The organism is Pseudomonas sp. SLFW, from assembly GCF_009905615.1.
GTDB classification, from domain to species: Bacteria; Pseudomonadota; Gammaproteobacteria; order Pseudomonadales; family Pseudomonadaceae; genus Aquipseudomonas; species Aquipseudomonas bambusae.
In genome coordinates, this window is sequence record NZ_JAAAKW010000004.1 from 163,949 (window position 1) to 177,651 (window position 13,703).

General features: G+C 61.1%; 10 protein-coding genes and 1 pseudogene. 5 read left to right on the top strand and 6 right to left on the bottom strand.

Translation table 11 applies throughout. The features are described 5' to 3' along the window. Positions 1 to 11: 11 nt before the first annotated feature. The 4 genes from GVN17_RS09095 to GVN17_RS09110 form a co-directional block, all read right to left on the bottom strand. Positions 12 to 653, bottom strand: coding sequence for a TetR/AcrR family transcriptional regulator (locus GVN17_RS09095; protein ID WP_166594918.1), 642 nt, complete (start codon positions 651 to 653; stop codon positions 12 to 14). A gap of 5 nt (positions 654 to 658) precedes the next feature. After that, the gene (pssA, locus tag GVN17_RS09100) at positions 659 to 2,002 is read right to left on the bottom strand and encodes a CDP-diacylglycerol--serine O-phosphatidyltransferase (protein WP_166594919.1); all 1,344 of its coding nucleotides are present in this window, start codon (positions 2,000 to 2,002) and stop codon (positions 659 to 661) included. A 416-nt stretch (positions 2,003 to 2,418) separates the two neighbouring features. Further along, positions 2,419 to 4,617 carry a TonB-dependent siderophore receptor gene (locus GVN17_RS09105; RefSeq protein ID WP_166594920.1) on the bottom strand — a complete coding sequence of 733 codons (2,199 nt, stop codon included), beginning with the start codon at positions 4,615 to 4,617 and terminating at the stop codon, positions 2,419 to 2,421. 141 nt (positions 4,618 to 4,758) lie between these two features. Next, on the bottom strand, positions 4,759 to 5,763 hold the full coding sequence (locus GVN17_RS09110; RefSeq protein ID WP_166594921.1) for an NADP-dependent oxidoreductase: 1,005 nt from the start codon (positions 5,761 to 5,763) through the stop codon (positions 4,759 to 4,761). Positions 5,764 to 6,001: 238 nt separating this feature from the next. Between GVN17_RS09110 and GVN17_RS09115 the strand changes: the two genes are divergently transcribed. Continuing rightward, a complete protein-coding gene (locus tag GVN17_RS09115; protein ID WP_166594922.1) occupies positions 6,002 to 6,763 on the top strand; it encodes an SDR family oxidoreductase in 762 nt (253 codons plus the stop codon). A gap of 89 nt (positions 6,764 to 6,852) precedes the next feature. Here the strand turns inward: GVN17_RS09115 and GVN17_RS09120 are convergent, their stop codons facing one another. Beyond that, positions 6,853 to 7,428 carry a TetR/AcrR family transcriptional regulator gene (locus GVN17_RS09120; protein ID WP_166594923.1) on the bottom strand — a complete coding sequence of 192 codons (576 nt, stop codon included), beginning with the start codon at positions 7,426 to 7,428 and terminating at the stop codon, positions 6,853 to 6,855. Between the two features lie 158 nt (positions 7,429 to 7,586). Between GVN17_RS09120 and GVN17_RS09125 the strand changes: the two genes are divergently transcribed. From GVN17_RS09125 to GVN17_RS29900, 4 genes and pseudogenes are all read left to right on the top strand, one after another. Further along, complete coding sequence (locus GVN17_RS09125) at positions 7,587 to 9,071, top strand: mechanosensitive ion channel domain-containing protein (RefSeq protein ID WP_166594924.1); 1,485 nt, start codon at positions 7,587 to 7,589, stop codon at positions 9,069 to 9,071. A 138-nt stretch (positions 9,072 to 9,209) separates the two neighbouring features. Further along, positions 9,210 to 10,139, top strand: coding sequence for an LD-carboxypeptidase (locus GVN17_RS09130; RefSeq protein ID WP_166594925.1), 930 nt, complete (start codon positions 9,210 to 9,212; stop codon positions 10,137 to 10,139). Between the two features lie 1,190 nt (positions 10,140 to 11,329). Beyond that, positions 11,330 to 11,503: pseudogene (locus GVN17_RS29895) on the top strand (hypothetical protein); the annotation flags it as partial. 204 nt (positions 11,504 to 11,707) lie between these two features. Next, entirely contained in the window at positions 11,708 to 12,412 is a 705-nt protein-coding gene (locus GVN17_RS29900) for a methyl-accepting chemotaxis protein (protein WP_371928523.1), read from the top strand. Between the two features lie 64 nt (positions 12,413 to 12,476). Here the strand turns inward: GVN17_RS29900 and GVN17_RS09140 are convergent, their stop codons facing one another. Beyond that, complete coding sequence (locus tag GVN17_RS09140; RefSeq protein ID WP_166594927.1) at positions 12,477 to 13,664, bottom strand: benzoate/H(+) symporter BenE family transporter; 1,188 nt, start codon at positions 13,662 to 13,664, stop codon at positions 12,477 to 12,479. Positions 13,665 to 13,703: the final 39 nt, after the last annotated feature.

Consider the following 13,703-nt stretch of genomic DNA (forward strand, 5'->3'; position numbering starts at 1 on the left):
CAGGGTCTGCGTCAACCGAACACCATCACCCCGCGCACCACCAAATCCTGAATAAACGCCAGCCAGTCCCGTCGTTCCCCCTGACCCGCGAGGTCTTGTCCGAGAAACGAAGTCAGGGTGTGAAGGTTGGAGTTATAGAAGTAGCAAAGCGACGCGATCATCAGGTAGACGTGCTTCAAATCCACGTCGTGGCGAAACAGCCCCTGTTGCTGGCCGGCTTCGATGATCGGCCGCAGAACGCCCACCGCTTCTCCCGACAGCCTGCGCAGCTCGCTGGACTGCTTGGCGTGCTTGCCCTTGTGCAGGTTTTCGATGCTGAGGATGGCGACGAATTCCGGGTGGGTCACGTAGTACTCCCACACGAACGCCACGAGCTGGCGCAGGGTTTCAATCGGCGTCGCGGGGTCGAGCTTGAGGGTGCTTTCGGCCTGATTGAAGCGCTCGTAGGTGTGTTCGAGCACTTTGACGAACAGCTTTTCCTTGCTGCCGAAGTAGTAATAGATCATCCGGTCGTTGGATTCAGCCTCGGCGGAAATCTTTTCGATGCGGCCGCCCGAATAGCCATCGCGGGTGAAAACCGTGATGGCCGCCTTGAGGATGCGCGCACGGGTTTCTTCAGCTTGTTGCGCGCGGACGCCGGTGTTCTTGCTCATGGCGGTCAGAGAATCCGGTACAAAAGGCGTTCGACCCGCACGCGGCTGACGCGGCGCAGAAAGGTCCGCACCCCAATCGGGTATTCGCTCAGGGTGTCCAGTTCATCGAACTTGCCCACGCGATGGGTGTTGCGCATCAGCAGGTCGATTTCCTCGGCGCGAGGTTTCAGCCAGGTGCCCTTGGGGTCGTCGATCAACACCGCGTTTTCTAGGTCGAGCTGGAAGGCACGCGGGTTGAGGTTGTTGCCAGTGAGCACGGTGTAGCGCTCGTCCGACCACAGGCCCTTGAGGTGGAAGGTGTTGTCGCCGTCTTTCCACAGGTGAATGTTCAGGTGGTGCTTGGCCACGGCGGTCTGATGCCTCTGCATGAACCGGCGCAGGCTGATTTCGTACAGGTACGGCAGCGCCGAGATGACCTTGAACGGCTCTTGAGGGGGGATGAAGAAGTCGTTGGCGGTCTTGTCACCGATGATGATGTCGATTCTGACGCCGCGTTTCAGCGCCCGGTTGATCTCGCGTTTGACCACCAGCGGCATGTTGAAATACGGCGTGCACAGGGTCAGTTGGTCGCGGGTTGCAGCGATCAAGTCGCACAGCACCTTGCTCAGCGGGTTTTTGTTGCCGATGCCCAGCAGGGGAATGATGCGAAATTCGCCGTTTTCGCGGATGCCCTCATTCACGTCGTAACTGGCGCGCTTGAGGTGCTGGCGGAACTGGCGAATTTCGCCACGAATGCTGCGGGAGGTCGGCGGGGAGGGCAGGTCGAGCCGATGCACGGCGTCTGACGGCAGGATGTCCTTCTGCACCAGACGCTGGAACGAGTCGGCGAGGTCTTTGTTTTCCAGCAGTTGATAGCGATCAAGACGGTATTTGCCAAGTTTGTGCAGGTAGACGTTGTTGATGCTGGCGCCGGTGTAGATCACGCAGTCGTCGACAATGCTGCCCTTGAGGTGCAGGACGCCAAACAGCTCGCGGGTCTGAACGGGCACGCCGTAAATCGGCACTTCCTGTTTGTGTCCGAGGTTCTGCGCCTGATACCACGCCGAGTTGCCCGCCTGTTTCCCCGCGCCAATCAGCCCGCGTTGGGCGCGGAACCAGTCCACCAAGACAACGATGTCCAACTCCGGCCGGGCGGCCTTGGCGGCATACAGTGCGTCGAGGATTTCCTGACCGGCTTCGTCCTGTTGCAGGTACAACGCCACGAGATAGATGCGCCGCGTCGCTGACGCAATCTTCTCCAGGAGCGTGCGGCGATAGTCGGCAGCGCTCGGCAGAATGGTGATCGCCGCGCTGGACGATTCGAAACCGCGCAGCGCCGCAAGGGTAGAACGTCGGAAGGGAGCCCGCATAAGCCTCTCGATGGATCGAAATCAACAGCGCACGAGCTTACACCAGAGTGCGCCTTGTGGTGGCTTTGGCAGCGGGATCAGCGACTTGTTCAGCGAAATATCAGGGAGTGAGCGAGCAAGAGCGTCGCACGGATTACGAGGCGGCCGCAGAACCTGCAGGAGCGAATTCATTCGCGATGGGGCCGGTACATTCGACGTATCTCTGTCGCCGGGTAAATCTTTCGCGAATAAATTCGCTCCCACAGAAGTCAGTGCGCCGCGAAGCCTCGGTCCTGGCGCAGGTTCAACTGTGGGAGCGAATTCATTCGCGAGGGGCCGGTGCATTCGACGTATTTCTGTCGCCGGATAAATCTTTCGCGAATGAATTCGCTCCACAGATCTGCCGCCATGACCGCCAGGGAGGAGGTGGGATCGGATCAGAAATCAATCGTCCCGGAGAATTTCACCAGCCTCGGATCGCCCTGGGTCAGGTAGCCGCCATTGGCCGAGGCCCAGTAGTCCTTGTTGGCGATGTTTTCGACGTTCACGCGCAAGGTCACGTCCTTCTCGGCAACCTTGAAGCCATACCGCGCGCCTGCGTCGAACCGGTTCCAGCTCGGCAGGCTGAGGTTGTTGGCCTGATCGGCGTACTGCCCGCCGGTGCGCAGGAACCGTGCGTTCAAGGCCACACCTTGCAGCCCCGGCACGTCCCAATCGACGCTGGCGTTCATCAGGAACGTCGGAACGCCGATCGCGTGGTTGCCGTCGTTGGTGCCGCCTTGGGTGTCTTCCAGCTTGGACTCCAGCCGCGTCGCACCGCCCACCAGACGCAGGCCTTCAATCGGTTCGCCATAAACGCTGAGCTCGATGCCGCGGTTGACTTGCTTGCCGTCACGCACGAACAGGTTGCTCGCCGCGTCGGTGAAGCCATCGGTCGGTTTCTCGATGCGGAACGCTGCCAGATTTGCGCCGTAAGACCCCATGTCCAATTTGATCCCCGCTTCCAACTGCTTGGTGCGGCCTGGCGGGAAGGATTGTCCGGCATTGAGCACGGTGCCACTGGCGGTCGGACCCTGAGCAAGGCCCTCGATGCGGTTGGCGTACAGGGACACGCTCTCGATCGGTTTATAAACGATGCCGTACACCGGGGTGGTGATTGAATCGTCATACAGAGCGCTGCGGCTGCCGTCGTTGTTGCCGTACGGCACGCCACCAGAGGTCGTGCCTTCATAGGTGTAATTTTCGACGCGCAATTGCTGGCGACGCACGCCGTAGGTCAGCAGCAGCGTGTCGTCGAACAGGCCGAAGGTGTCGGACACGGCGAGGCTGCGATTGCGGGTCTTGCCGGTGACGCCCGGATCGCCCAGGTCACCGCCAGTCAGCGAGACAGCGGTCGGTTTGCTGAGGCTCGGGGTGTTATAGATGTTGGTCGCCCGGGCGCGGAAAAACTCGTAGGCATTCTCCTGCTCGGTCCAGATGCTCGACGCGCCGATGCTGATCTGATGGCTGATCGGCCCGGTTTGCAGCTTGCCGTTGAGGCCTGCCATGACCGTGGCGTTGTCCTCATTGTGCGGAATGATCGACCCACCGATGGTGCCCGCGCCGGTCGCGGCGTTGGTCAGGGTCGGCGTCCCGTAGAGACCGGTTTCCCGGGTGTGCTTGCCGCCACCGGCCAGATACGCCGTCCAGCTGTCGTTCAAGTCCCACTCGCCGCGCACCATGCCGAAGGTGTCTTCGGTTTCGGTGTAGCTCCAGGCTTGGCCGTAGTTGTGGTCGGCGCTTGGCGCATGGGGGATGCTGGTCAGCCCGGCACCCAGCTGCACCGAGTTGCGCATGTGGTTGACGCGTTCTTTCTGATAGCCGAAGTCGGTGGACAAACGGAAGGTGTCGCCCCGGTAGTCCAGGCCGCCGACGAACAGTTTGCTGCGTTGATCCTGATCATGGACGGCTGTTTCACCTTCGCGCTGGCTCAGGTTGAAACGGGCGCCGAAGCGGTTGTCTTCGCCGAAGCGCTGCCCCAGGTCCAAGTGCTCGCCGATGCGTCCATCGGTGGTGATGTCCTGGGTATAGCGGCGGGTCGGCGTGTCTTCGGCGCGTTTGGGTTGCAAGTTGACGGTGCCGCCCAGGCCCGAGCCGGTTGGGCTGGCGCCATTGATGAAGGCGTTGGGGCCTTTGAAGACCTCGACACGCTCGACGGCATCAACGGAAAGAATTTGCCGAGGCAGGACGCCATACAGGCCGTTGTAGGAAATATCGTCGCCGTTTAAGGGCAGGCCACGAATGACGAACGCTTGCGACTGGTTGCCGAAACCGGCCGACTGGCGTACCGAGGGGTCATTGAGCAGCACATCGCCGACGTTTTCAGCCTGCTGATCCTCGATCAGTTTCGAGGTGTAGCTGGTCATGGTGAACGGCACGCTCATGTTGTCCTGATTGCCCAGCACGCCCATTTGCCCGCCCCGGGCGACCTGGCCCCCTGCGAATGCTTCGGGTAAAGCGCCTGGCGTCTGTTTGATGGCTTGGGCATCGACGGCAGTGGCGCCCAGTTCGATGGCTTGATCAGCCGCGTAGGCGCTGACACTGACCGAGCAGCACAAAGCGAGCAACGTCGGACGAGAGGGGAGGCGGATGGCCATGGGAAGCTTCCTGTAGAGGTCTAGTCTGCGAAAAGCCTCCCTGGCAATGCGAATGTTTCTTCGGCGCAGATGCTAGCAGGAAGTAGTTGCGAATTGTTATCACTGCTGACAGGTTTTTTTACATTTTTTTCACATTGGCGCTTAGACCTTCAGCACCAACTTCCCATGGTTTTCCCCGTTGAACAGCATTTGCAGGGTTTCAGGAAAGGTCTCCAACCCTTCGACGATGTGCTCTTTGCTCTTCAATTGGCCTTGAGCCAGCCAACCGGCCATTTCCATGCCTGCTTTGGCGAAATGCTCCGCATGATCCATGACCACGAAACCCTCCATCCGCGCGCGGTTGACCAGCAGCGACAGGTAGTTGGCCGGCCCTTTGACCGCTGCCTTATTGTTGTACTGGCTGATCGCGCCACAGATCACCACGCGTGCCTTCAAGGCCAGGCGGGTGAGCACCGCGTCGAGAATGTCGCCGCCGACGTTGTCGAAATACACGTCCACGCCTTTCGGGCATTCGCGTTTCAGGGCTGCGTGAATGTCTTCGTTTTTGTAGTCGATGACGCCGTCAAAGCCAAACTCGTCGATCAGTGACTGGCACTTCTCTTTGCCCCCGGCAATGCCGATCACGCGGCAGCCTTTGATTTTGGCGATCTGCCCGGCGACACTGCCCACCGCACCCGCTGCTCCCGAGATGACCACCGTGTCGCCTGCTATCGGCTGACCCACTTCCAACAACGCGAAATAGGCGGACATGCCGGTCATGCCCAACGCAGCCAAGTACACCGGCAGTGGCAATAGCTTCGGATCAACCTTATGAAACCCCTTGGGCTCACCGACGAAATAATCCTGAACCCCCAGCACACCTTGAACGTAATCGCCCACTGCGAACTTGGGGTTTTGCGAGTCGATGACTTTGCCGACCCCCAGCGCGCGCATAACGTCGCCCAGGCCAACCGGCGCGATATACGATTTCCCCTCGTTCATCCAGCCGCGCATGGCGGGGTCGAGTGACAGGTATTCGCTTTTCACCAACACCTGCCCCGGCGCTACTTCTGCCACGGGCACAGTCTGAAAGGTGAAGTCGTCTCGGCTCGCAACGCCTTTAGGGCGACGGGCCAGCAAGAATTGGCGGTTGGAGAGGGCAGTCATGGCAGCGTCCTGGATGGAAGGAGAAACGCCAGTGATAGACCCGCCGTCGCGTCCTCGCAAGCAAAGCGCTTGGAGCGAATGCGCGCCGATCCATTTCGATGATGCGGCATTTGGGCTTTATCACTGGCACCCATGATCCCGTAACCGGGGTTTTGATAGTGCTGATGCGCGCGCCATCGCCCTCGCTAAACTGGCAGCACAGACGATCTGCGTCACCCCATAACAAAAGGATCATTCCATGAGCATGACGTTTTCCGGGCAGGTGGCGCTGGTCACCGGTGCAGCAGCGGGCATCGGTCGGGCGACCGCACTGGCCTTCGCCGAGCAGGGGTTGAAGGTGGTGGCGGTGGACCTGGACAGCGACGGTGGGGAAGGGACCGCCGAACTGATTCGTCAGGCCGGGGGCGAGGCGCTGTTCCTGCGTTGTGATGTCACTAAAGAATCCGACGTGCAGCAGATGATGATCAAGGCCGTCGAGGTGTTCGGCCGGGTCGATTACGCCTTCAACAATGCGGGGATCGAGATCGAAAAGGGCCGTCTGGCCGAAGGCAGCGAAGCCGAGTTCGACGCGATCATGGGCGTCAATGTCAAAGGCGTCTGGCTGTGCATGAAGTATCAATTGCCGGTGATGCTGGCCCAAGGCAGTGGCGCCATCGTCAACACCGCATCGGTCGCGGGGTTGGGCGCTGCGCCGAAGATGAGCATTTACGCGGCGTCCAAGCACGCCGTCATCGGCCTGACCAAATCGGCGGCCATCGAATACGCCAAGAAACACATCCGGGTCAACGCGGTGTGCCCCGCCGTGATCGACACCGACATGTTCCGCCGCGCCCACGAAGCCGACCCGCGCAAGGCCGAATTCGCCGCCACCATGCACCCGGTGGGACGCATCGGCAAAGTCGAGGAAATCGCCAGTGCCGTGCTGTACCTGTGCAGCGATGGGGCAGCGTTCACCACGGGGCATTCGTTGGCTGTGGATGGCGGGGTGACGGCGTTTTAACCCGTCAGACCGTGCGCGACGTTTGAGCACGCCACACTTCTTTTGGGATTGTGGTGTGTCAGAAAAACGCAGCGTCCTTGGTCTTGCTTCTACGATTCAAGCGCCTTGAGCAGTGTCTTGCCGGTGTTCAGCAGCTCGGCTTTCAGTGCCTCATCCGTCACCGCTCTCGACAACCCGAGCGCCCCTACCAGCGCGCTCATCGCCAACAGCGCCTGAGCGCGTTTTTTGGCGGGCTGCTTGCTGCTGGTCAGCGCGGCTACCACCGCCAGTTCATTCTCCAGTTCCCGGGTGTAGAGATCACGTATGGGGTCGCTGCTGCGGGCCACGTCATTCATCACTGAGGCCAAGGCACAGCCTGAGCCCGGGTCGTGCAAATGACGCTCGCTCAAGTAGCTTTCCACCAGGTCCGCAAGGGTGAGTGTTGAATCGGGGGCGGTGTATTTTTCGAGCTTCTCAGCGCGTTTGTTGAACGCACACTGCAACGCTTCTTCCACCAGTTTTTCCCGCGATTCGAAATGCTTGTAGAAGCCGCCACCGGTCCGGCCCACTTCTTTCATCAGGTCAGCCACGCCGATCCCGTTCAGCCCGACCTCGCGGAATCGCTCGGCTGCCAAATTGACGATGTGTTCATGAATGACGGCTTTCTCCGCCTGGGAGCGCGACATGGGATTCTCCGGTGGACGCTGTTCAACAAAATATAGGAGGCGATCATACGCCAGATTTTACAGTGTGTGTCTTACGGTTCGGCGCTGCCGCTCGCCGTGCTATTCCCCCCACCGTATTCAGCTAAGCTGCATGGGCTGTTCACCTCCAGGGAGCGCCGATGGATCACCTGTGGTTTGCCTACCCGTTAATCAGCGCGTCCGTGCTGTTGATCATCGATCTGGTGCTGTGGCAGTGGCTGCACCCGCGTTTTCTACGCCGCAAACTCGCCTGCCGACTGGCCCTGTTCGTGTTGTTCAGCATGGCGCTGCTCGACGGCGGGTTGAGCCCGCTGTATCCGGTACCTGCCGACTGGCCGGTGTCGCGCCATGTGCTGGGGACGATTCTGACCATCGCGTGGTGGCTGTTCGGCGCACGCACGCTCACGGTCCTCGCGGTCGTGGTGATGGAGCCGCGCATCGGCGGCAAGGGTCACCTGCTGCAAGACGTGATGGGCGCGATCATCTTTCTGGTCGCGGTTGTGGCCGCCGCCGCGTACGTGCTGGACCTGCCGGTCAAAGGCCTGTTGGCGACGTCGGGCGCCGTGGCGATCATCCTCGGTCTCGCGGTGCAGAGCACGCTGGGCGACGTGTTTTCCGGCATCGTCCTCAACGCCACCAAGCCTTATAGAGTCGATGACTGGATTCGCGTCGACGACATCGAAGGCAAAGTCATCGAAATCGACTGGCGCTCCACGCATCTGCTGACCTCCGAAGGCAGCATGGCGGTGATTCCCAACTCCATGGCGGCCAAGACCCGCATCGTCAACTTCAGTCGCCCTGACCATTTTCATTCCGTCACCTTGAGCATCGAGCTGCCGACGCGCCTGCGGCCGAGTCTGGTGCTGGACTCGCTTGACAAGGCCATCCTCGGGTGCCGCGAACTATTGGTCACGCCCAAGTCTTCCGCCGTGGTAGTGAAGACCGGGTTGCGCAGCGTTGAATACGAAGTCACCGGCTACGTGAAATCACGCGACCGACGCTCGGCGGTGCGCAATCAGCTGTATGACCTCATTCACCGGCAACTCGCGGCCACGGAAACCCGGCTCGACCAGTCTCGACCTGCCACCCGGCCGTCTGCCGTGCTCAACACGGTCGGGGCGCTGCGCATGCTCAGCGACGAAGACCGCGCCCAGCTTGAACTGCACATGCATTTGGGTGCCTACGGGGCCAAGGACGTGGTGCTCGCGGAAGGCATCGTGCCGGACGCGCTGTACATTATTGAGTCCGGGGTGATGTCGGTGTCGATCCAGCGCCCCGATGGCTGGCTCGAAATCGGGCGTATGGGGCCTGGCGAACTGTTCGGGGAGACCGGGTTCGTCGATGGCACGCCGACCGCAGGCCGTTTCTGTGCCTATACCGACTGCATGATTTACCGCATCGACAAGGCCGATCTGGAGCCGTGGCTGCAAGAGCACAGCGAACTCATCGGCGCATTGGCGGGGCTGGCGAAGTTCCGCACCAAAGCCCGCGCTTCGATGCTTGACGTCAAGCCGGTGATCACCGACCCGAGCGGCTTCATGGGCTGGCTGCGCAAGAACGTGACGCGCTTCCAGGTCGGTCGTGGGCCGGGTGCTGGACCGGGGCCGACTGACAAAATGAGCTGATGTTTCGCACACGCACGGGGCGAGATTCTCGCTCTGTTTCAGGGATATCACACGAGGCGCGGCGAAACCCGCCTCTGGATTCAATACAGGGAGTGCTCTAAATTGCTCGCTCATTCGAAAGTCAGCCGAGTCGTTGAAATGCCTGCAGTCCGCCCGACCCTCAACCCCCAAATCCTGCGTGCCGGTGATGCCGTCGCGCTGGTGTCGCCCGCTGGCCCGGTGGCCGAAGCGAGAGTGGAAGCGGCGGTCCGCGAATTGGCGTCGTGGGGGTTGCGCCCCCGGGTTTACCCCCATGCGCTGGAGGCCGAGCATTTTCTCGCGGGCAGTGATGCCCATCGCGTCGCGGACCTGAACGACGCGCTGGCCGACCCGGAGATCCGGGCGGTGTTGTGCACACGGGGCGGCTACGGCGTTCAGCGAATTCTCGCCCACGTGGACTACGACGCCGTGCGCCGCGATCCGAAGCTGGTGGTCGGTTTTTCCGACATCACGGCGTTGCACGCGGCGTTGTGGACTCGCACGGGGCTGGCGACCATTCATGGTCCGGTCGCGGCACAACTTGAGCGGGGAGGGTTGTTTGCCAGCACCTTGCGACATGCGCTCATGAGCCATGAACCGTTGGTGGTCGAGGCCGAGCAGGACGAGCCGACCTTTAGCGTGCGGACGTCGGGCATCGCCCACGGCACCTTGTTGGGTGGCAACCTGACCATCTTGAGCACCTGCATTGGAACGCCTTTTTTTCCAGACGTCGACGGCGCGATTCTGCTGATCGAAGACGTGGGCGAGTTGGCGTACCGCGTCGACCGTTCTCTCACCCACCTGGGCAACGCTGGAGTGCTCCAGCGCCTGGCCGGCATCGCGATAGGCCAGTTCAGCGAGCCGGGGCACGGCAATAACGCGATCCGTCCTCCCGATGTCTTGCGCGAGCGCCTTGGCGGTTTGGGCATTCCCGTGCTGGGCGGGTTGTCCATCGGTCACGGCGACCGGAACCGGGCGGTGGCGTTGGGCTGTGCCGCCACGCTGGATGCCGATGCGGGCACATTGACGGTGGCGGCTGCCGTCCGCTGAATAAGAGCGTTACCGGCGCACGGGTGTCACCGGTTGCCCGATTTCGGTCCGTCCAGCGCGTTACCTTTCGTCGCATTCACCCTTCATTTGAAGGGTGAACCTCACGTCTCTCCCTGATGAAGATTCAACTCGCGCCGATAACTATTCTGGAAGCGACCTTGGCGTAGCTATTTGCCATTATTCCGACGTCAAATTCACGTTTTGCTGCTGACCTGTTGCGAATCTGCACGAAAATTGTATGGCCGTGCTGAACATGGACTCGCTGTGTGCCTCTTTTGAGCTGTAACTGGGGATAGAACATCATGATTTCGGCCGTGCAATCGCGTTTCGCCAACCTCGGAATGGCGAAGAAACTGGGTATCGGGTTTGTCCTCGTCTTGCTGCTGACTGCCCTCGTTGCCGCGATCGGCGTCTGGTCGCTGCGCTCCATCAGCGTGCACTTCGACAGCCTCAAGGAAATGACTGCGCTCAACTCGGGTCTTAGCCGTGTTCGCTTGCTGGAGCAGGATTACGCCCTGCACAGCGACCCCAAGGTGGTCGAGGAACTTCATGCGGGGCTCGATGCCCTGAACGCTCAAGCCGAGCAGCTCAAGGCGTTATCGGCGGTCAATCAACAGGTGATGGGCCAGGTCCAGCAAGCGCTGGCTGCCTACCGTAAGTCGTTCGACGAGTTTGTCAGTATCAGCCAGAGCAAGGACCTGGCGCTGGAAATGGCCAGTTGGTCGGTCTCCAGCGTGGCCAACAACCTCGACGTGCTGCAGGCGGGTCTTGCGGACGATGGCGCGTACAGCCTCAAGGACTCGCAAGGCCAGCAAGGGGCGGACGTCATCGAGCAATCGGGGCAGGTCAGCCAGATTTCCAAACTGATGATGCAGGCCATGGATGAGGCGCGCGTTCGCCTGGACAAGAGCCGCAAGACCGGCTCGGGTGAGGAAGCCAAGACCGGCAAGATCGAACAGGCGGTGCAGGCCCAGGAGCTGGCGGAACAGCTCAAAGGCGTCATCAAGGACTCTGGCTACCTCACGGTGTTGACCGAGGTCAGCGGCCATATCACCAACTTCAGCGACAAGCTGAACGAATACACCGGTCTGCTGGCCGACGAGGCCCGGGTCTCGCAGCAACTGGCGACCAATGCCAAAACCGTGGTGCAACAGGTCAATCAGGCGTACGACGCCGAAGACCAGTCGATGATGGGCGAGCTGAAGGCCAACTCGCTGAAGATCATCGGTTCGTCGATCCTGGCGTTATTCGTGGGGCTGATCGCCTCGTTCGTCATCACCCGCATTATCGTCGCGCCGTTGCGCAGCGTGATCGCGATTGCCCAGCGCATCGCGGCGGGTGACCTGAGTGGCAATGTCCAGGTGACACGCAAAGATGAAATCGGTCAGTTGATGCAGGCCATGCAGCAAATGGGCGCGGGCCTGAGTGGCATCGTCAGTGGGTTGCAGGCAGGGATCGAGCAGTTGGCGACCTCGGCGCACTCGCTTTCGGCGGTGACCGAGCAAACCAATCTGGAAGTCAGCACCCAGAAAGAAGAGACCGAGCAGGTCGCCACGGCCATGAACCAGATGACGGCCACCGTGCACGACGTGGCGCGTAACGCTGAAGAAGCGGCCCAGGCGGCGCAAACGGCGGACGACAAGGTCGACAGCGGTCAGGCGGTGGTGCGGCAGAGCATGCAGCGCATCGAGCAACTCGCGACGTCGGCCGACTCGGCGAGCCACAGCATCGAAAACCTCAGTGCCGAGATTCAGAACATCGGCAAGGTGTTGAGCGTGATCAAAAGCGTCGCTGAGCAGACCAACCTGTTGGCACTCAATGCGGCCATTGAAGCGGCGCGGGCAGGCGAGCAGGGCAGGGGTTTTGCGGTGGTGGCGGACGAAGTCCGGGCCCTCGCCAAACGTACCCAGCAGTCGACAGAAGAAATCGAGCGGCTGGTCACCCGCCTGCAAAGCGGCGCGCAAGCGTCGGTGGCGCAGATTCAGAGCAGTGGTGAACTGGTCAAGTTGGCGGTCAGCGACGCGCTACAGACCGAAAGCGCGCTGGGGAGCATTGCAGTGGCGGTGTCGTTGATTCAGCAAATGAACCAGCAGATCGCCGCAGCGGCCGAACAGCAAAGCTCAGTCGCCGAAGAGATCAACCGCAGCGTCACCAGCATCCGTGCCAGCGCCGATCAGTCAGCCCTGGCGATGCGGGGCAACGCCGCGTCGAGCATCGAACTGGCGTCGCTGGGGATGGAATTGAAAGGCATGGTGGGGCACTTCCGGCTTTGACGGTATCGTGCGAACGGTCGCCGTTGTAGGAGACATGCCACGCTCCTACAGGGTGCGTCCGCCGTTACTTCCGATAATTCAAAATCACCAACGTCAACACCCCCGCCACGATCCCCCAGAACGCCGATCCGATGGAGAACAGCGTCAGCCCAGACGCGGTGACCATGAAGGTGATCAGCGCCGCTTCGCGCTCCTTGGGTTCGTTCATTGCCACGGTCAGGCCATTGATGATCGAGCCGAACAGGGCCAGTGCCGCAATCGACAGCACCAACTCCTTCGGAAAGGCCGCGAACAGGGCTGCCAACGTCGCCCCGAAAATCCCGGCAATCGCGTAGAACAGCCCGCACCAGATGGCCGCCGTGTAGCGTTTGTTGCGGTCTTCGTGGGCATGAGGCCCGGTGCAGATGGCCGCGCTGATGGCGGCCATGGTGATGCCGTGGGCACCGAACGGGGCGGTGATCAGCGAGATCAACCCGGTGGCGCTGATCAACGGCGAGGAGGGAACCTGATAATCATCGGCGCGCAACACGGCGATGCCCGGCATGTTCTGCGAGGTCATGGCCACGACGAACAGCGGAATACCAATGCTGATGGTCGCGCCCCACGAGAATGAGGGAGTGGTCCAGACCGGCACCGCGACTTCCAGATTGAAACCGGTGAAATTCAACATGCCGAGCATGGCCGATAACGCCACGCCCACCAGCAGCGTCACCAGCACCGCATAGCGTGGCGAGAAGCGTTTGACGATCAGGTAGGTGAAAAACATCCCCAGCACCAGGCCGGTGCGGTGCTGCGCGGCGACGAAGATTTCGCTGCCGATCTTGAACAGAATTCCTGCCAGCAGGGCTGCCGCCAGTGAGGTGGGCAGACGCTTGACCAGCTTTTCGAAACTGCCGGTAATGCCGCAGATGAATACGAGTAACGCGCTGGTCATGTAGGCGCCGATGGCTTCGGGATAAGCCACATGCCCTAAGCTGGTGATCAGCAACGCCGCGCCCGGCGTAGACCAAGCCACTGTGATCGGCGAACGATAGCGCAGCGAAAGGCCGATGCTGCACAGCGCCATGCCCATGAACAACGCCCAGATCCAGGAAGAAATCTGCGCCGAGGTCAACCCGGCGGCTTGCCCCGCCTGAAAGATCAACACCAGCGAACTGGTGACCCCGGTCATCATCGCGATGAAGCCCGCCACGATGGCCGAGGGCGAAGTGTCAGTGAGCGGGCGCAGCGGCGTATGGGGCGCGTCAGTCATGCGGTCGATCCTTGGAGCGGCAATGTGAACAGATCAGCA

Bases quoted from the DNA above. Each gene is read 5' to 3' on its own strand.
- GVN17_RS09095 (WP_166594918.1), bottom strand. From the start codon at position 653: ATGAGCAAGAACACCGGCGTCCGCGCGCAACAAGCTGAAGAAACCCGT.
- pssA (WP_166594919.1), bottom strand. From the start codon at position 2,002: ATGCGGGCTCCCTTCCGACGTTCTACCCTTGCGGCGCTGCGCGGTTTC.
- GVN17_RS09105 (WP_166594920.1), bottom strand. From the start codon at position 4,617: ATGGCCATCCGCCTCCCCTCTCGTCCGACGTTGCTCGCTTTGTGCTGC.
- GVN17_RS09110 (WP_166594921.1), bottom strand. From the start codon at position 5,763: ATGACTGCCCTCTCCAACCGCCAATTCTTGCTGGCCCGTCGCCCTAAA.
- GVN17_RS09115 (WP_166594922.1), top strand. From the start codon at position 6,002: ATGAGCATGACGTTTTCCGGGCAGGTGGCGCTGGTCACCGGTGCAGCA.
- GVN17_RS09120 (WP_166594923.1), bottom strand. From the start codon at position 7,428: ATGTCGCGCTCCCAGGCGGAGAAAGCCGTCATTCATGAACACATCGTC.
- GVN17_RS09125 (WP_166594924.1), top strand. From the start codon at position 7,587: ATGGATCACCTGTGGTTTGCCTACCCGTTAATCAGCGCGTCCGTGCTG.
- GVN17_RS09130 (WP_166594925.1), top strand. From the start codon at position 9,210: ATGCCTGCAGTCCGCCCGACCCTCAACCCCCAAATCCTGCGTGCCGGT.
- GVN17_RS29900 (WP_371928523.1), top strand. From the start codon at position 11,708: ATGACGGCCACCGTGCACGACGTGGCGCGTAACGCTGAAGAAGCGGCC.
- GVN17_RS09140 (WP_166594927.1), bottom strand. From the start codon at position 13,664: ATGACTGACGCGCCCCATACGCCGCTGCGCCCGCTCACTGACACTTCG.